Genomic DNA, 16,082 nt, shown 5'->3' with positions numbered 1-16,082 from the left:
TCGCCGAGCGATCGGCGCTCCCCTGCCCGGGAGACGACTCCGGCCGCCGAAGGACCGGCACCGGTGGCCCACCCCACGGGCGGGACTCACCACCCTTCGGACAAGGTGGCGACGAGCGCCCTCGTGTCCCGATCGGACATGGCCCGCATCGCCTGCCGCAGGTTCACCCGGTAATCGCCGCCGATGGACGCCGCCACCGCGAGTACCGCCAACTCGCCGGAGGACTGCGGCAGCCCGCGGTCGATGAGTTCGCCGACCGTGTTCCACTCGACCCAGGGCCTGCCGTCCTTCCACGTCACCGCGGCGGCCAGGAGGCTGTCCGGGTCCAGCAGCTCGTCCAGCCAGAAGCCGCGCCGGTGGGCGGCCAGCAGGCCCACAGCCGCGTGCACCCGTTTCCGCCCCTGTGAGCCACTAGATCGACGCCGCACCTCACCGGGCGGGCGGCGGACGCCTGGGAGTTGCTTCTCGGCATGGGGGTGTCGGGGCGGGTGCGGCCGTGCGGTGTCGGATGGCCGCGGCGTCACACCCGGCCACGCGGTGGGGCGGTGGATCGGGCTCCGGGGTCGTACGTGGGTCGGCCCCGGTCCCCGAAGTGGCGGCCGGGGCCGTGGAGATGGCGGTCCGCCTGGTGGGCGGCGAGCCGGGGTCAGGTCGTGGTGCGAGGGGTGACGACGGGCCAGTCGTTGGCGACCTGGGCGAGGATGTTGAAGTAGTTGGTCAGGACGTTGAGGGCGATGTGGCCGACGACTTCGCCGATCTCGGCGTCGGTGGCGCCGGCCTCGCGGGCGTCGCGCAGCACGCTGTCGTCGACGGTGCCCCGGCCGCGGGCCACCGCGTCGGACAGCGCCAGCAGCGCCGCGGTGTGCGGCTCGGTGGACTTGGCATCGCGGGCCGCGTCCAGCTCGGCTGCGTCGACGTTGGCGATGTTGGTGCCGATGTAGGTGTGCGCGGACAGGCAGTACTCGCAGCCGTTGTACTCGGCCGTGGTGAGCGCGAGGCGCTCGCGGACGCCGGCGGGCAGCACGCCACCGCCCAGCGCGCCGGACAGCGCGAGGTAGCCCTGCAGCAGGGCCGGGCTGTTCGCCATCGCCTTGGTCATGTTCGGCGTGACGCCGAGGGACTTGTGGACGTCGGCCAGCAGCTGAGCGGCCTTGCCGGTGGCGGTGGCGGGGTCGATGAGCGGGAATCCGGTCATGGGTGAAGCACTCCTTCAGCGAATTCTAACGGTTATTTGCTTCTCCAACCGTCAGAATCATGGACTGGCGACCCCCCGTCTGTCAACGCTTGGAACCTCTTGTAACCGTTGGAAGTTCGCTAGGGTGTGTTCATGGAGACCACCGCGCCGCTGCTGGGCGAACCGCTGCCCGTCGAGTTGATGAACACCATCTGGGCCGACCGCGAGGGCGTCCACGACGCGCTCGAGCGGCCCGACGACACGCGCGCGTGGCTGCACGCGGTCGCCCCGCGCGTCGCCCTCCTCGCCGGTCACGACCTGCGAGACATCCCCGCCAAGGACACCGCCGAACTGGCCGTACGCCTCACCGGGCTCCGCGACGCGCTGCGCCGGCTCGCCGCCGAGGCCACCGGCGACCCCCGCCCCGCCGCGGCGTCCGCCACCCGCGAATTGGACGCCGCGGTCGACGCCCTCAACGAGGCGGCCGGCGCGGTGCCGACCTGGTCCGCGCTGACCTGGACATCCGGCGGAGCACCCGCCCGCCACACCCGTACCCGGGGCCACGCCGCCGCGGCGACCGTCTCGGCCATCGCCGAGGAAGGCATCGAACTGTTCAGCCGCGGCACGGACACGCCGCTGCGCGCCTGCCTCGCGCCGGGCTGCGTCCTGTACTTCATCAAGGACCACCCGCGCCGCGAATGGTGCTCCCCGACCTGCGGCAGCCGCGCCCGTTCCGCACGCCACTACCAGCGCCACCGCAACACCACCCACTGACACCCGCACCGCGGCACCGTCGGCAGGCTCAAGAACGCGTCAAGTACGCGCAGCCTGCCGGGAAATCTGGCCGGCGTCCGTGGGGCAGGGCACCCGTCGACCGGCCCCCTTGATCGGACCGGACGCGGGCCTGCGATCGGGGGGCCGAGCTGGGCGGGGACCGCCGCGTCTTCCCCTCGGCCCGGCGCGCGACGTCGGCGGCGCGACGTCGACGGAGCTACGGTCGATGGTGTCCGGCGGCCGACGTGCGTGACATCGGCGATCTACAGCGCCGTGACCATAAGCGACACCGTCGCCACACACACCGTGAGCGTGGCCAGGAATGCGACCGCGCCCCGTTCGACACAGGCGACCGGGCGTCCTCCGTCGAGGCGACTCAACACGGCGGCAGCGACAGCGACTATCGCGGCGAACAGCACGGCGACCGCCAGTGCGAGGAGCAGCAGGGTCAGGCGAGTAAGGGAAGTGTCCATCGTGTGGGTCCCGGGGGTGGTAGGGATGCGTGGAACACACTGTCTTAGGTGGGGTGTTCGCCGGGGTTCGGGCGAACGAAGTCGAACGTGAGCGATCACGGTCTGGGGGCGTTGGGGTGGCGGGACCAGTCGAGAATCCGTTGGGGCGACTGGCCGAGTGTTTGCGTCGGTTACGTGCGATGCGCGGCCTCTCGGTGGACGCACTGCGGGCGCGGTCGGGGCTGGGGCGTACCACCGTGAGTCAGGCGTTGAACGGCCGGGCGGTTCCCTCACCGGGCACGGTGGTGGCGTTGGCGAGGGCTTTGCGCGTCGATCCGGAGCCGCTGCTGGACCTGCTCGCGCAGGGTTCGGCCGCGGCCGACACGTCGAAGGCGTCGGCTGCAGGGCGCGGGACCGAGGTGCTCGCGCGATCGGCGACGGAAATGCGATTCGACGAGCGGTACTTGGCGTACGTACGGGATCGGCACGCGAACCTGACGGTGTTCGGTCTGGATCTGGGGCGGACGCAGCAGGCCCGGTGGCCGTTGGACGCTGCCTATCTGAGCCTCGAGCTCGCGGTACACAAGGAGCGGCACCCGAGCCGTCACGTGGTCGACGAGGACGTGGAGCGGGCGCCGTCGGTGTCGGTGGAGCGGGCGGAGCGGGCGTTGTCCGGGTCCGCGCGACTGGTCTTGCGGGGCCACGCCGGTGGAGGGAAGACGACGTTGCTGCAGTGGCTGACGGTGTCCGCCGCGTCCGGCAAGGTTCCCGACGAGTTGGCGTCGTGGCGAGGGCGAGTGCCGTTCTTGTTGCCGCTCCGGACGCTGTCGCGACATGGCGCGCTACCGGGACCCGAGGGGTTCCTGAAAGGCGTGGAGTGTCCGCTCGCCGACGCACAGCCGCCCGGCTGGGCCGACGGGGTACTGGCGTCCGGGCGGGGCGCGATCCTGGTCGACGGCGTCGACGAGGTCCCCCAGGAACAACGCGCCGCAGCCGAACAGTGGCTGGAGGGGCTGGTCGCCGCCTACCCGACGACGGTCTTCGTGGTCACCACGCGCCCGACGGCGGTGCCGGAAGGATGGCTGCGATCGACGGGATTCACGGAAGTGGCGGTACGACCGATGAGCACGGCGGATACCGCGTTGTTCGTCGGGCGCTGGCACACCGCCGCCCGGCTCTGCGCCCAGGACACCGCCGAGCGCCGACATCTGGACGAACTCGAAGCATCGTTGCGGACGAGCGTACGCGCGCAGCGCGATCTCGCGGAGCTGGCGACGTCGCCGTTGATGTGTGCGGTGATCTGCGCGCTGCACCGGGAGCGGCGGGGCTACCTGCCCCACACGCGGATGGAGTTGTACGCAGCCGCGTTGTCGATGCTTCTGGTGCGTCGAGACCGCGAGCGGGGCGTGGGCACGCCCGAGGGCATGGACCTGAGCGAGCAGCAGAGCGTGCTGCTCCTGCAGCGTCTCGCGTACTGGCTGATTCGCAACCGACAACAGGAGATGGACATCGCGACCGCGCTGTCGGTGATCGACGTCGCCCTGCCCTCGATGCCGCAGATCGCCGAACAGGGCGACGCCGAACGGGTACTGGAACACCTGGTCGCACGCAGCGGGCTGTTGCGTCGACCGACCGAGGACACGATCGACTTCATCCACCGCACGTTCCAGGACTACCTCGGCGCGAAGGCCGTCGTGGAAGCCCGAGACTTCCCGCTCCTGGTCGACAACGCCCGGGACGACCAGTGGGAGGACGTCATCCGCATGGCCGTTGCCCATGCAGGCCCCACCGACGGCGCCAAACTCCTCCAACGCCTGATCCGCCGCGGCGACCAACGCCCCAAGCAACGCACCCGCACCCACCTCCTTGCCGCCGCCGCACTGCGCTACGCCACCGAGATCGACCCCGAAACCCGCACCCTGGTCGACGACCGCACCCGCGCCCTAATGCCCCCACGCACATACGAGGATGCCAACACCCTGGCCGCTCTCGGCCCAGGCGTCCTGGACCTGCTCCCGGCCACGGACGCGGGCCTGGACGAAGACGAAGGTACCGCCGTAATCCATACCGCTGGCATTATTGGTGGAGACCAGGCTCATGCCTTCCTCCATCGCTTCGCTAAAAACAGCCGACGGTCGTATCATGCTTTCGCCGACTACTGGGGCAGGTTCGACCCGGACGAATACGCCCGAGATATTCTCGCATTGCATGCCATGGGAAATTTGCGTATCGGTAGTCATGCGCAAAGAGAGGCGCTCCGGCATATCAGTTCGGCAGCCAATATTTCGTTCATCGGAAACTTCACAGCCGAGGAGATCGTCGAGCACGTCTCGGTCAAGAATCTCCTGGATCTGAAAATTTACGACAATTCTTTGAGCGATGTCTCGGCCTTGCAGAATATCCGGGCATTGACGCGTATATACCTGCACGACTGTCCAAATCTTTGTGATCTTGACGCTCTCGCAAGCCTCGATTTGAAAGATTTGACTCTCTTTAATATTGCCTCCGGATGCTCTTTTGATTTCCTTGTTGCTTTGCAGAAACTTCGAACTCTAATTTTGATTACAAGGCTTCCCTGGGGGGATCTGACGGAGCTCCGGGCCTCAAAGAATCTCGTAAATCTCCAGCTTGGGGGAGGGCCCTCGATCTCCGGAGTGTCGCGATGGCAAGAGTTGCGTGTTCTCGGGGCCTCCACGCCCATCACGCGATTGCATGAATGGCAGGAGCTTGCCGATCTCCCTAATTTGGACACACTCTCCATGGCGGGAAATTTCAGCAGGGCGATACCCCTCCCACAGGTGAAAGAGCTTTGGCTGGCGCCTCACGGGATTGGTCCTGTCGACTTCAATCATGTGGCGAGTACCTTCCCGGGTCTCAAACATCTGACATTGGCCGGAGTGCACTGGATACCGGATATTACGCCTCTCTGCGCCGTGGAGGGAATTCGCATCGATGCATCGCACGTGAAGAGCGTGATCGGCGCCGATAAATTCGACGGAAAACACCTTCAGATGCCGAGGAGTCAGCGATCCATGTAGGTGGCGTGCGTACAGCAGATCCACCACGAGCCCGATAACGATTTGTGGTAGCGACAGAAACTGTCGATCTCACGCGCCTGGAACTCGGTGACGCGTAGATCGTCGGGGCGGCTGAGGCGGACGATCCCGTCGATGCTGGCCTGACGGATGCACGGCAGAGCGTTGTCGATGGTGATGTGGGTCTGGCCGACGATCAGGATGCGAACGTGGGGATCGCGTGAGGGTCTCGCTCGACGATCTCCGTGTTGAAGCGCATGCCGAAATACGCGGATCGATCGGGCCAGGGCAAGAAGCTCGACGGGATCGTCGTCAACGGAAATGTCGGGGTCATCAACACGGCCGAGTCGTTGCGGATCATCAACTCGACCATGGCGGGAATCATCGATCGTGGTGACGCGCGGACCGCAGACGCGCCGTAAGCGAACTCAGCGCGGTGGACCAGGAGGATCCGAACCTCACCGACGAGGTACGCGCGCAACTGCTCGACCATGTCGCCGACGTCGTGGAGGCAGCGGCCGTGCCCGATGAACCCCGAAGGCTGAACCGTACCCGCGCCGCCCCGGCATCGATCACCGCAGCGGCCAGCGCATCGTCGCGGATCGCGCAGGCTGTAACCGAGTGGCCGGACGTCTTCCCGAGCTGACCCGGCCCGGCCGGACGTGCACCGCAACGTGGTCGGTCCGGGGGTCTCGTTCACGTGCCGGCCCCGACCCCGAGGATGTGCGCGACGTCGTGCAGGGAAGCCTCCTACCGCTTCACGAGGTGGGACCGGTCATGCCTCCGGGACGCGTGATGTACTCGAAGGCCGGATCGAGACCGATGAACTCCGTGGCGGTTTCTTGCAGCGCGCGAGCCACGGCGTGCTCCCAGAAGACGACACGGACCTTGAGGTTGCGCTTCTTGAGGGAATTCACGGTGGGTACGTAGTCACGGTCGCCCGCGATGAGGACAGCCATGTCCCCCCGCGCGGCCCGCATGTGCTCGTAGGAGTCCTCCATCATCGTGGTCGCGAGGCTCACGTCCACTTCCTTCTCCTTGTTCGCGGCGTTGCGGTCGAAGACCTCGACCTCGAACCCCTCGTTGCGGGCCCGATCCCACAGGGAGTCGTTTGCGGGGGGCCGCGAGCCGAAGAGGATGGAGCGGCCGACCTGTGCGGAAGGCGGGCAGGCCAGCTCGTACAGCTTCCCGAAGTCGTAACCCCACGTCATGTCTGTGATCTTGCGGTGCATGGCGTCTGCGGTGCTGACTGCATCGCCCTTGCGTACCGCGCTGAGCCTTTGGCCCTCGATCCACACATTCGAGTTGTCCACGTACACGAACAGCACCACGGAACTTCCTCCCCGGATCTTGCGATCGACGGGGACACGCTAGTCGGACACAGGCCGCCCGACCGCTGTTCGCGGGATTCGTGCCCGCCGCCACCCGGCCGGGGCCGGACCGCTCACGGGCCAGCGCCGAGCCCGTACGCGACGTCGGGCGCGGAGCGCCAGGCGATCCGCCGGCGCCGCCCGTCCGGATCGCCCGCGCGCAACTCGTCGATCAGCATGGGCAGCGTGTTGAAGCGGAGCAACACCGTGGCGAGCCTGTCGCCGTCGAGGTCGGCGGGCAGGTGGCCGGAACCGAGAGCCGCCGTGCACCGCTCGCGCCACGCGTTCACCGCCGCATGGTCCGGGAGCGGGCCGAGCACGTCGTTGCGTTCGACGTCGCCGCACGGATCGTGGTCGGGCCAGGAGCCGTCGGACGCGACGTGGTGCGCGACGACGCCGTCGAGGGGGATGTCCCCGAGAGCGCAGTACCAGCTCGCCGCCGGCACGCGGTCGCCGTGCACCACGTCCAAGGCGGAGCCACTGAACGCGGTGAGAGGGTGTTTATCAAGCCCGCTGACTCGGTAGGTGGACCTACCTGCGCTGATGGTCTTCCATCCGTTGGCCAAGGTCCCGACTTCCGATCTGCGAACGCGGCTGTCGTCCACGAACGGGTTCGCGCGTTCCTTCCCGAGGGATCGGGCCAATCGTCCGGTCGTCGTGTCGAGTCGACGGCCCGGGCGCGCTCCGGCGGAGCGGTTCCTTCGCTTCCTGTGGAGCCGCAGGCGGACCTCGGTCCGGGGTCGCGGCCGGCCCGTGTCGAGCATCCGACGAGTGTGCATGTGTCCGTCCCGGGCAATTCCCGCTCGTGCGGGGCTGACGGCTGTCGTTTCGGCAAGGTCAAAGAGCGCTCTTTGGTGGGTGTCGGGCAGGTGCCAGCGCGGTGTCGCGTCGGGCCGGTTCGGACGAGGCGCAGGCCGGGCTTGCGGGTGTTCGTGCATTGGCTGCCGCTGAGCGGCTGTTCGGGTGCCGGGGTGGCTAGATGACGAAGTCGTCGCGGTGTGCCAGGAGTCGGGCCGTGCCCATGGTGCGGACGGCTTCGAAGCCGTTCCTGGGAAGTCGGTAGATGCGGATGCTGTCCGTGTCGGTGTTGATGAGGCTTTTGACTGCGGCGAGGAGTTTGAGGAGGCCGATGTCGTCGGTGGCGATTTCGAAGACGGATTGTTGGACGCGGGTTCCGTAGCCTTCGCAGAGTTTGGCGACCTTGCGCAGGCGTCGGCGGCCTTCGGGGCTGGTGGTGTCGACGTCGTAGGTGAGGAGGAGGTCCATCATGCGGGGATCCAGGGGAGGTAGCCGGGGAGCTCGCCGCGTAGGTGGCGGGCGAGGATCCGGGCCTGCATGACGGGCAGGAGACCGGCGGGGACGGGGCGGGCGGCGATCGGGTGGTCCCATTCCTGACGTCGGGTGTCCTGCCAGCCTTCGAAGACGATCTTCCGGCCGTTCTCGTCGAGTTGCCAGGCGCCGCCGGGGAGTTCGTCGAAGTGTTCGACGCGGAGGGTGCGGCGGTTGATGAGGGTGAGCGCCAGGCGGTCGGCGAGGGCGGGACGGAACTCCTCCATGAGGTCGAGGGCCAAGGCCGGTTTCGCGGGGCGCAGGCTATGGAGGAAACCGACGTATGGATCGAGTCCCACCTGTTCCGCCGCGCCTTGGGCGAGATTGCGGAGGAGGCCGTAGAGGAACGAGATGAGGGCGTTGGTGGGATCGGTCGGCGGACGTCTCGAACGTCCGGTGAACGGGGGGAAGTCGGTCCCCTTGCGCAGGGCCAGGGGCAGCGCCGCGAAATAGGTGCGGCCCGCCTGGCCCTCCAGGCCCATGAGTTCGGTGAGGTCCTTGGCGTCCGGCAGCCAGGTCACGGCCTCGGCGAGTTCGTCGGCCGCGGCGCGCAGGCCGATCTGGGGCGAGCCGGTGGCGTCCCGGGCCGCACGGAGGAGTACGCGGCGGCTGTTGCGGATTTTCCCGGCGACGAACGCCCGGGCGATCTCCAGGCGCGCCGTGTCGTCGTCGTGGACTTGGTGTTGCGCGTGGCGGAGGAGGACGTTGCCTCGGGTCGGGCCTTCGAGGCGGGCGGTGAAGCGTCCGCCCCTGGACATCCAGACGATGGGTCTGTTGTCGTCGGCGCAGCGGGCGATGAGTTCGGTGGAGAGGTTGATGTGGCCGTAGACGACGATGGATTCGATGCGGCGTAGGGGGAGGGTTTTGCGTCCGGGGGTGTCGGGGAGGGCGACACGGATGCTGTCCTCGTCCAGGTGCAGTGAAGCGCCTTGGGTTTGTACGTAGAGGGTGTTGAGGATTTCGGTGGGCATGGGGGGCTCTTCGGGTCAGGTGGGCGTGGGTGGCTCGTCGGTGGGTGTGCGGTACAGGTCGGCGAGGGCCTGGCGGTAGCGGCGGTCGCCTGCGAGGACCTTGGGCATGCAGGATTCGGCCATGGAGCAGCGGCGGCAGCGTTTGTCGGCGGGTGCGGCCGGGAGGGCCGCCGCGGTGAGCATGGCGCGGACGGCGACCGTGGTGGCTTCGACGGTGGCCCGGAGGGCGGCGTCGACGGCGACTTCGTGGCGGCGGCGGTCGGTGGCGGACCAGACGACGGCTGTGTCGATGGTGGTGTCGAACATGGCCTCGAGGCACATGGCTTGTGCGGCGACCTGGACGTCGCCGGGGCCGCCGGGTTGGTAGCGGCCGGATTTGTGTTCGACGGGGGTGATGGTTCTGCGGCGGATCTCCACGACGTCGCACACCCCGGTCAGGCCGAGGGTGTCGTGCCAGAGGGGCAATGCGCGCAGGGTTTTGGTCCCGGGGCGGGTTTCGTGTCCGGGGGTGTGGACGCGTTCGTGGAGGATGGTGCCCCGGACCGTGGCGGCGTCGTCGGCGAACGCGTCCTCGAGGAGGATCAGGCCGGCTTGGCGGGGGCAGTACGTGTGGTGTTCCAGGGCCGAGATCGGCACCTGGACGGGTTCCGCGACCGCTGCTCCGCGGTGTTGGTGGGGTGGGTTCATCCCAGGATGCGGGTGAGGGTGATGCCGGCGGGGAGGTCGCCGTCGAGGATCTCGATCTTGTAGTCGTCGAAGCCTCGGGCGGGGCCGGTGCCGACGGGTTGCACGTGTACGCGGTCGAGGAGTTGGCGGGCGGGGGCGCGGCCGTAGGCGTCGTCGTGGGTGAAGACGTACAGGCCGCGCAGGCTCATGGAGCCGCGGGTGGATGCGCGGTCGTGGTCGAGCATGAGGGTGAAGGCGCGCCAGAAGGCTTCGAGGTCGTCGGTGGTGACGCCGGTGCGGGCGGCGAGGGGGGCGCTGAAGTGGCCTTCGCCGACGTACAGGCCGTAGGGGACGATGTGTTTGGAGCCCATCTCGGTGCTTTCGCCCTTGTCGATGTCGGCCTGGCGGGTCTGGGTGACGCGGGTGATGCCGATGTCGAGGGGCAGGACTTCGTCGACGGAGCGGGCGAAGGTGAGTTGCATGGGGCCTTGGACGCGTCCGGCGTGTTTGGTGCCGGTGGTCATGACGGCGCCGAACATGCGGATGTCGTAGAACGTTTCGCACATCCATTTCTGGGCGTCGACGGGGGTGGTGGTGTCGCCGAGGGCGGTGTAGGCGCGTTCGTGTTGGGCGTTGAGGGCGACGCCGGCCTCGACGTAGATGTCGTAGCCGGCGCGGCCTTCGTTGAGGAGGGGGATGACGTTGCGGACCTTGCGCTTGATCGCGACGTCGGTGATGAGTCCTTGGCTGGTGACGGGGTCGAGGCGGGGCATGCCGCCGGCGTCGGGGTCGCCGTTGGGGTTGCCGTCGCGGACGTCGACCATGAAGACGTAGTCGTGCTTGCGGGTGGGGTCGAGGTGCGGTGCGGTCACAGGGGTGCTCCTGGGAGTCGAAAGGGGTTCGGGGTGTTCCGGGGGCGCGGTCAGGGTTGGCGGGTGTCCGCCGCCGCGGCGGCGGCCTTGGTTTCGGCGCGTTCGGCGGCGGCTTCGAAGCCGGACTGTTGTTGGTGGTAGTAGCCGAGGGCGAAGCGCGCCTGCTGTCGCGGCGAGAGGGTGGCGGGCAGGACGTCCTCCGCGGTCGCGTCGAAGCGCGCCCAGACCGCGCCGATCTGCTTGCCGAGGGCGACCGCGGTTCCGGGCCGGTCACGGCGCAGCCGCTTGAGGTGGGCCTTGGATCCGCGGTCGAGGGTGAGCAGGACGTGCCTGGGGGCGGTGGTGGCCGAGCCGTAGAACTTGTCGGCGACCGTGGCGTTGACGCCTTGGCGGCGGCCGTTCTCCCCGACGGCGGAGAGCGCGGCGTATTGGGTGCTCTCGTACAGGGCGAAGAGCCGGCCGCACAGGTATCCCGGGTCGGTGGCGTCCGGGTCGAGTCCGGGCATGGTGGTTCCTCCGTGGGGCGAGCGTTCGAGGATCAGGCGTAGGAGTGCGGCGCGGGGGCCGTCGATGCGGCGGTCGGAGCGGATGCGGCCGAGCAGGTGCGCGAGCAGGTGTGCGGGGGGTGGTTGGTGGTTGAGGGCGCTGCGGAGGAGGGCGTTGTCGAGGCCGTCGGGGACGAGGGTGTTGGTGTAGCGGTTGGTGGTCTTGTCCCAGCGGCCGGCGGCCTGGGTCAGGCGCCACAGCGGGTACCAGACGGAGGTGCGGTTCCAGCCGTCGCGGGTTTCGTGGTCGGTGAACCAGGCGCCCTGGTTGCGGCGGAGTTCGCCGATGGGGATGTCGATCCAGTCGTGGACGACGACGCGGGAGCTGTTGGTGCCCAGGGTCAGGCCGTAGAAGCGGTTGGGGTCGACGCGCTCGTTCGCCGCACGGTTGTGGGCCGGTTCGTGGAGGGTGTCGAGGAGGTGACGGACGTCGTCCGGCTGGGGGGCGTCGAAGGCGGCGACGGGGTCGTCGTCGATGGGGTCGCGGGTCCACCAGACGAGGCTGGAGGTGGTGCCGCGGCGGCGGTGGCGCTCGTCGGCGAGGAGGGCGTTGAGGGCGGCGACGCCGGTGGATCCGCAGCCGTCGCAGATGGGCGTGTTGGCGAGTTGGAGCACACCCTCGCGGGCCTGGGCGGCGGAGTTGACGCTGACGAGCTGGGTCTTGCGGGCCTGCCCCGAGGTGGGGATGGCGCCGGCTTTAATGCTCTCCGGGAGGGTGGAAAGCAGGTTGCCGTGCTCGCCGCAGACCAGGCACAGGCCCTGGCGGCCGCCGCCCTTGCGTTCGGCGACGATCGCGCACCACTCGGTCTGCGCGGTCGGCCGCAGGTGCACCCACGCGGCGCCGACCATGATGCCCACCCAGTCCCCCGCGACGAGATCGTCGGGGATGGGGACGTGGGCCAGGCCGTCGGCGTCGAGGAACCGGGCGAGCGCGCGGGCGACGGGGTCGTGCCCGGCCGCGCGGTCCGTCCAGCGGCGGGCCAGTTCGACGAACGCGGCGCACCGGCGGTCGGCCTGGGCGTCGGCTTTGGGGCTGTCGTCGCGGGCGACGGCCAGGACGTACTCGGCGGTGTCGCACAGCAACAGCGGCGGCGGGTGGATGCTGCGGTAGGCGTCGGGTGCGGGGACGAGTTTGCCCTTGGGTCCTTTCGCCCCCTTGGCCGGGCGCAGGTCGACCAGGCCGCCGGGGGCGAGGTCGCCGTTCTCGGTGAGCGGGATGAACCAGCGCAGGGCCTTGGGGACGTAGTAGAGGGGCGGCATGTCGGTGCGGGTGAGGGCGTGGTCGCGGAGTTCGCGCAGGAGCATCGGTCAGCCCTCGGCGGCGCGTCGGGCCCGGGCGGAGCGTGCGGGCATGTCGACCTCGGTGTCCGACAGCGGGTGTTCGGGAACGTGCAAGATGCCCTGTTCGAGGCGGGCACGGAACCAGCGGTACCGCTCCCCCGTGTCGGTGTAGACGATCGAGTGGAGCATCACGCCGAGTTCTTCGCCGTCCTCGGGTGCCTCGTCGTGTCGGATCGGTGGGCGGGTGGTGGTGGGGCCGAAGTCGGCGGCGAACTCGCGGCAGCCGAGGAACGGCTGGGAGAAACACGCCCCGCGTTCGACACGGCGGCGGAACTGGTCGCGGTACTTGGCCTCGGTCGCGGTGGTGTGCGGCGCGAGGTCGACGTGCGCGTGGATGCGGTAGGCGACGTCGCGCAGGGCGACGGTGTTGCGCTGGTCCCGGTCCTCCTCCACGTCGTACCGGCGGCTCGGGTCCCGGCGCAGTTCGCGGATCCGCGGCGGGGTGACGACGGATTTGACCTCGTTGCGGCGCAGGCTGAACCAGCGCACGGGCGCGAGGACCTCGATCTTGACGACGTCGTACCGGAATTCCTTCTTCCAGAAGATCGCTTCCAGCAGACCTCGCGCCGCGGACGGCGTCATGACGGGATAGCTGACGCGTTCGACCTTGAGTTCCGGGCGGGTGAAACAGGCGAGCGGCCCGGACACCTCGACCACGAGCGGGGGAGCCGAATGCCGGTTGCGTTTGGTCACCAAGACGTGAAGTCCTCGCTGTTCTCGGGGTGTTCGAGATCGATACCGCGTTCGGAGTGGTAGTCGCTGACCCACAGCAACAGATCCCCGACCACCGGCTCGGCATGGCCCGCCCGGACCGCGGCGCGGGCCGCCGAACGAGGCAGCGACGCGGTGTAGGGCTGCAGGTCCCGCAGCGGCTGCGGGCCGCACGGGTACGGCGACCGCAGCGCCCGTACCGCCGCGCGCACGATGTCCTGGGCCTCGTCGTCGTCCATCAGGACGGCGACGGGGCTGGTCGCCTGGTCGTCGATCATGCGGAACTCCGCCGCCACCTGCGGATAGTCCAGGCGGGCGCGCAGGTCCTGGATGCGGCGGCCCAGGCCGTCGTCGCCGAGACGGCCGTACCGCAGCCGGTAGTAGCGGGCCAACGCGTCCAGGTCGTCCGGGTCGGCGAGACCGGGGCCGAAGTTCTCCGACGTCGCCTGCATCGCCTGCTTGTACGGTTCGCCGTTCGGGCGCCCACCGTCGCACGGGTCGAACACCACGACCCGACCGGGCGCGGGCAGGCGGCCTTCACGGTTGCAGCGACCGGCCGCCTGCTGCAGGGACTCCGCCGGGGCGAACGCGCGGTAGACCACGGGGAAGTCGACGTCGACACCGGCTTCGACGAGCGGCGTGGCGACGACGGCGACCGGCTCGCCCTCCGCGAGAAGCCTCCCGATCTCGGCGAGGTTCTCCCGCCGATGCCGGGGGGCCATGCGGGTCGACAGGTGCAGTGCCGGGCCGAGATCGGACGGGCGTTCCTCGGCCAGGGTGCGGTGCACGGTGGCCGCGTTCGCGGTCGTGTTCACCACGACCAGGGCCTGCGGCAGGTCCGCCGCCTCGGCGGCGATGTCCTCGAGCAACGGCTGCGGCGCCAGGCGCCACTCGTAGTCGACGCGCCGCAACCTCGCGTACAACGGCGCCGGATCGGGGATCACGTCGACCGCCCGCGCGCCCTCGAACCCGGACACCGCCATGAACTCGGGCTGGGTCGCCGACGTGAGCAGCACCGTCGTCCCGTAGTGGTCGCACAGCCCGCGCAGCACGGACAGGATCGGCATCAACAACGGATCGGGCAGTGCCTGGACCTCGTCGAGGACGATCACCGCGCCGGCAAGGCGGTGCAGCCGCCGCATCGCGGCGGGCTTGCGCGAGAACAGCGACTCGAACAGGCGCACCGTCGTGGTGACGACAAACGGCGAGTCCCAGTTCTCCGCGGCGAGCTTCGCCCCGCGCGGGGCCGCGTCGAGATCGACCGCACTGTGGTGTTCCAACAACGACGGCGCCGCGTCGCCGTCGCGCTCCAGGAGATCGCGGTAGACGGCCGAGTTCTGCTCGGTGATCGAGATGAACGGAACCGCCACCACGACCCGCCGCAGACCCCACTTCACCGCGTGGTGGAGCCCGAACCCGCCGGCGGCGAACGTCTTCCCGGCACCGGTGGGCACACCGAGGCGGTGGATGCCCGGCGGAAGCACTGCCGCGGCGACGGTACGGGCATAGACGTCGTCACGAAGCCGGGAGAGATCGTTCCTCGGCCGGGCGCGGAGCTTCTCCATACGGCGCTGCTCGAACCGGCGCAGGAGCTCCGGGACGGCCGGAGCCGGTGGGAGCGCCGCCGCCCCGCTGTCGAAGTGCGCCGAGGTGTCGAGGAAATCCGCGTCGACGACGCAACTGAACAGCATGCGGATCAACAGGTCATAGGCGAGACCGAGTTCGGCTTTCGGAACGGACGCCAACCACGTCGGAAGCGACGGCGACACATCCGGAAGGATCTCGGGCACCAACTCGGCGACCGCAGCGATGGTGGCCTCGAGTTCCTCGACAGCCCCGGCAGCCGCGTGGAGTTCGTCCTTCAGGGTTGGGGTGTCGGGGAGCCCGCCGTGATGCCCGATCACAATCCGCGCGAGCGTAGGCGGCAACGCGCGTTGCGCCAGGAGCGCTCCCGCGCGCTTGTGATCGAGCCCCACCCGCCCACCACCGGCCACCTCGACGGCCAGCAGTTTCGACTGCCAGACACACGCGCCCTTCCCGACGTCGTGCACGACCCCCAGATAACCCGCCGCCGCACCACCACCGAACACCGACCCGAACTCACCGGACCGGGCGGCCGTACCACGCAGGTGATCGTCGAGACCGTGGCGAACACCGGAATCGTTCACGCTGTGCGCCAATAAACGCATGAAGACTCCTTGGAAACCGGGTGGGGACGCGACGAACCGACCGGAGACGGAACCCGCCTCGGACACCCGGCAGATGAAAATCTAGGGCGTTGCCCGCACATCATGGACCCGAATCGAAAAAGCCCCCCGAGGGCGCCGCTTCGGAACCCCAAGCACACACGCGACACGCGAACCACACCGAAGCCGAAAGTCCGTTTCGACCGCAATTGACGACGCAGCGGTACCTCGCGAAGAATTTTTTCGGTACGTTTCCCCTGCTCAGACAGGATGGCGGTCAACCTTCGGGCTGGCCGGGGATCGCAACACGAGCACCACTGCCGCGGTCAGAGCAGCCATCCGGATGGCGGTCAACCTTCGGGCTGGCCGGGGATCGCAACGCGTGTTCGTGGCCCGCGGCGGCTGGCCGCGGGCCAATGGCGGTCAACCTTCGGGCTGGCCGGGGATCGCAACGCGATCTGCGCGACGTCGCCGGGACCGAGGTGCGGAAATGGCGGTCAACCTTCGGGCTGGCCGGGGATCGCAACACCGACTGCACAAGTCCGTCGGCGCCGCGCGGCCCCTAGGCCGCGTATCCAGTCGTGATCAATGAGTGGTGTGGGTGAGGGCGTTGAGCCAGATCATTGCGGCGCGGAGGTGGAGGGCGGCGAGGTAGC

Annotated in this window: 16 protein-coding genes and 1 CRISPR repeat array; of the genes, 4 read left to right on the top strand and 12 right to left on the bottom strand. The window is 69.0% G+C overall.

What is annotated here, in order from left to right:
• Positions 1-86: 86 nt before the first annotated feature.
• Positions 87-389 (bottom strand): hypothetical protein, encoded by a 303-nt coding sequence (locus tag ACH4XV_RS44445; protein WP_395799617.1) that lies wholly within the window; start codon positions 387-389, stop codon positions 87-89.
• A 257-nt stretch (positions 390-646) separates the two neighbouring features.
• Positions 647-1,195, bottom strand: coding sequence for a carboxymuconolactone decarboxylase family protein (locus tag ACH4XV_RS44440; RefSeq protein ID WP_395799615.1), 549 nt, complete (start codon positions 1,193-1,195; stop codon positions 647-649).
• 132 nt (positions 1,196-1,327) lie between these two features.
• Between ACH4XV_RS44440 and ACH4XV_RS44435 the strand changes: the two genes are divergently transcribed.
• The gene (locus ACH4XV_RS44435) at positions 1,328-1,948 is read left to right on the top strand and encodes a CGNR zinc finger domain-containing protein (RefSeq protein WP_395799613.1); all 621 of its coding nucleotides are present in this window, start codon (positions 1,328-1,330) and stop codon (positions 1,946-1,948) included.
• 263 nt (positions 1,949-2,211) lie between these two features.
• Here the strand turns inward: ACH4XV_RS44435 and ACH4XV_RS44430 are convergent, their stop codons facing one another.
• On the bottom strand, positions 2,212-2,421 hold the full coding sequence (locus tag ACH4XV_RS44430) for a hypothetical protein (RefSeq protein WP_395799611.1): 210 nt from the start codon (positions 2,419-2,421) through the stop codon (positions 2,212-2,214).
• A gap of 116 nt (positions 2,422-2,537) precedes the next feature.
• On the opposite strand from ACH4XV_RS44430, the gene ACH4XV_RS44425 reads away from it, so the two are divergent.
• The 3 genes from ACH4XV_RS44425 (at position 2,538) to ACH4XV_RS44415 (ending at position 6,081) form a co-directional block, all read left to right on the top strand.
• Entirely contained in the window at positions 2,538-5,438 is a 2,901-nt protein-coding gene (locus ACH4XV_RS44425) for an NACHT domain-containing protein (protein WP_395799609.1), read from the top strand.
• Between the two features lie 245 nt (positions 5,439-5,683).
• Complete coding sequence (locus ACH4XV_RS44420) at positions 5,684-5,857, top strand: hypothetical protein (RefSeq protein ID WP_395799607.1); 174 nt, start codon at positions 5,684-5,686, stop codon at positions 5,855-5,857.
• 14 nt (positions 5,858-5,871) lie between these two features.
• On the top strand, positions 5,872-6,081 hold the full coding sequence (locus ACH4XV_RS44415; RefSeq protein WP_395799605.1) for a hypothetical protein: 210 nt from the start codon (positions 5,872-5,874) through the stop codon (positions 6,079-6,081).
• A 112-nt stretch (positions 6,082-6,193) separates the two neighbouring features.
• Here the strand turns inward: ACH4XV_RS44415 and ACH4XV_RS44410 are convergent, their stop codons facing one another.
• The 9 genes from ACH4XV_RS44410 to ACH4XV_RS44370 form a co-directional block, all read right to left on the bottom strand.
• Positions 6,194-6,766 (bottom strand): NYN domain-containing protein, encoded by a 573-nt coding sequence (locus tag ACH4XV_RS44410; protein WP_395799603.1) that lies wholly within the window; start codon positions 6,764-6,766, stop codon positions 6,194-6,196.
• A gap of 113 nt (positions 6,767-6,879) precedes the next feature.
• Positions 6,880-7,371 carry a hypothetical protein gene (locus ACH4XV_RS44405; RefSeq protein WP_395799601.1) on the bottom strand — a complete coding sequence of 164 codons (492 nt, stop codon included), beginning with the start codon at positions 7,369-7,371 and terminating at the stop codon, positions 6,880-6,882.
• A 409-nt stretch (positions 7,372-7,780) separates the two neighbouring features.
• The gene (gene cas2, locus ACH4XV_RS44400; protein ID WP_395799599.1) at positions 7,781-8,074 is read right to left on the bottom strand and encodes a CRISPR-associated endonuclease Cas2; all 294 of its coding nucleotides are present in this window, start codon (positions 8,072-8,074) and stop codon (positions 7,781-7,783) included.
• Entirely contained in the window at positions 8,071-9,105 is a 1,035-nt protein-coding gene (cas1c, locus tag ACH4XV_RS44395) for a type I-C CRISPR-associated endonuclease Cas1c (RefSeq protein WP_395799597.1), read from the bottom strand. The genes cas2 and cas1c overlap by 4 nt, the downstream gene beginning before the upstream one ends.
• A gap of 15 nt (positions 9,106-9,120) precedes the next feature.
• Complete coding sequence (gene cas4, locus ACH4XV_RS44390) at positions 9,121-9,792, bottom strand: CRISPR-associated protein Cas4 (RefSeq protein WP_395799595.1); 672 nt, start codon at positions 9,790-9,792, stop codon at positions 9,121-9,123.
• Positions 9,789-10,643, bottom strand: a complete 855-nt coding sequence (gene cas7c, locus ACH4XV_RS44385; RefSeq protein WP_395799593.1) for a type I-C CRISPR-associated protein Cas7/Csd2 — start codon at positions 10,641-10,643, stop codon at positions 9,789-9,791. Before cas7c ends, cas4 begins: the two co-directional genes overlap by 4 nt.
• A 50-nt stretch (positions 10,644-10,693) precedes the next feature.
• Positions 10,694-12,493: a type I-C CRISPR-associated protein Cas8c/Csd1 gene (gene cas8c / locus ACH4XV_RS44380; protein ID WP_395799591.1), complete on the bottom strand. Its 1,800-nt coding sequence runs from the start codon at positions 12,491-12,493 to the stop codon at positions 10,694-10,696.
• A gap of 3 nt (positions 12,494-12,496) precedes the next feature.
• Complete coding sequence (gene cas5c / locus ACH4XV_RS44375; protein WP_395799589.1) at positions 12,497-13,222, bottom strand: type I-C CRISPR-associated protein Cas5c; 726 nt, start codon at positions 13,220-13,222, stop codon at positions 12,497-12,499.
• A complete protein-coding gene (locus tag ACH4XV_RS44370; protein WP_395799587.1) occupies positions 13,219-15,429 on the bottom strand; it encodes a CRISPR-associated endonuclease Cas3'' in 2,211 nt (736 codons plus the stop codon). Before ACH4XV_RS44370 ends, cas5c begins: the two co-directional genes overlap by 4 nt.
• Before the next feature lie 267 nt (positions 15,430-15,696).
• A CRISPR array of direct repeats spans positions 15,697-15,953; the repeat unit is 37 nt; unit sequence ATGGCGGTCAACCTTCGGGCTGGCCGGGGATCGCAAC.
• Between the last annotated feature and the right edge of the window lie 129 nt (positions 15,954-16,082).

This window comes from Embleya sp. NPDC020630 (assembly GCF_044334985.1).
Taxonomy (GTDB): Bacteria; Actinomycetota; Actinomycetes; order Streptomycetales; family Streptomycetaceae; genus Embleya.
The sequence above is the reverse complement of the archived record's forward strand: the minus strand, read 5'-3'. Positions and strand labels throughout refer to the sequence as shown.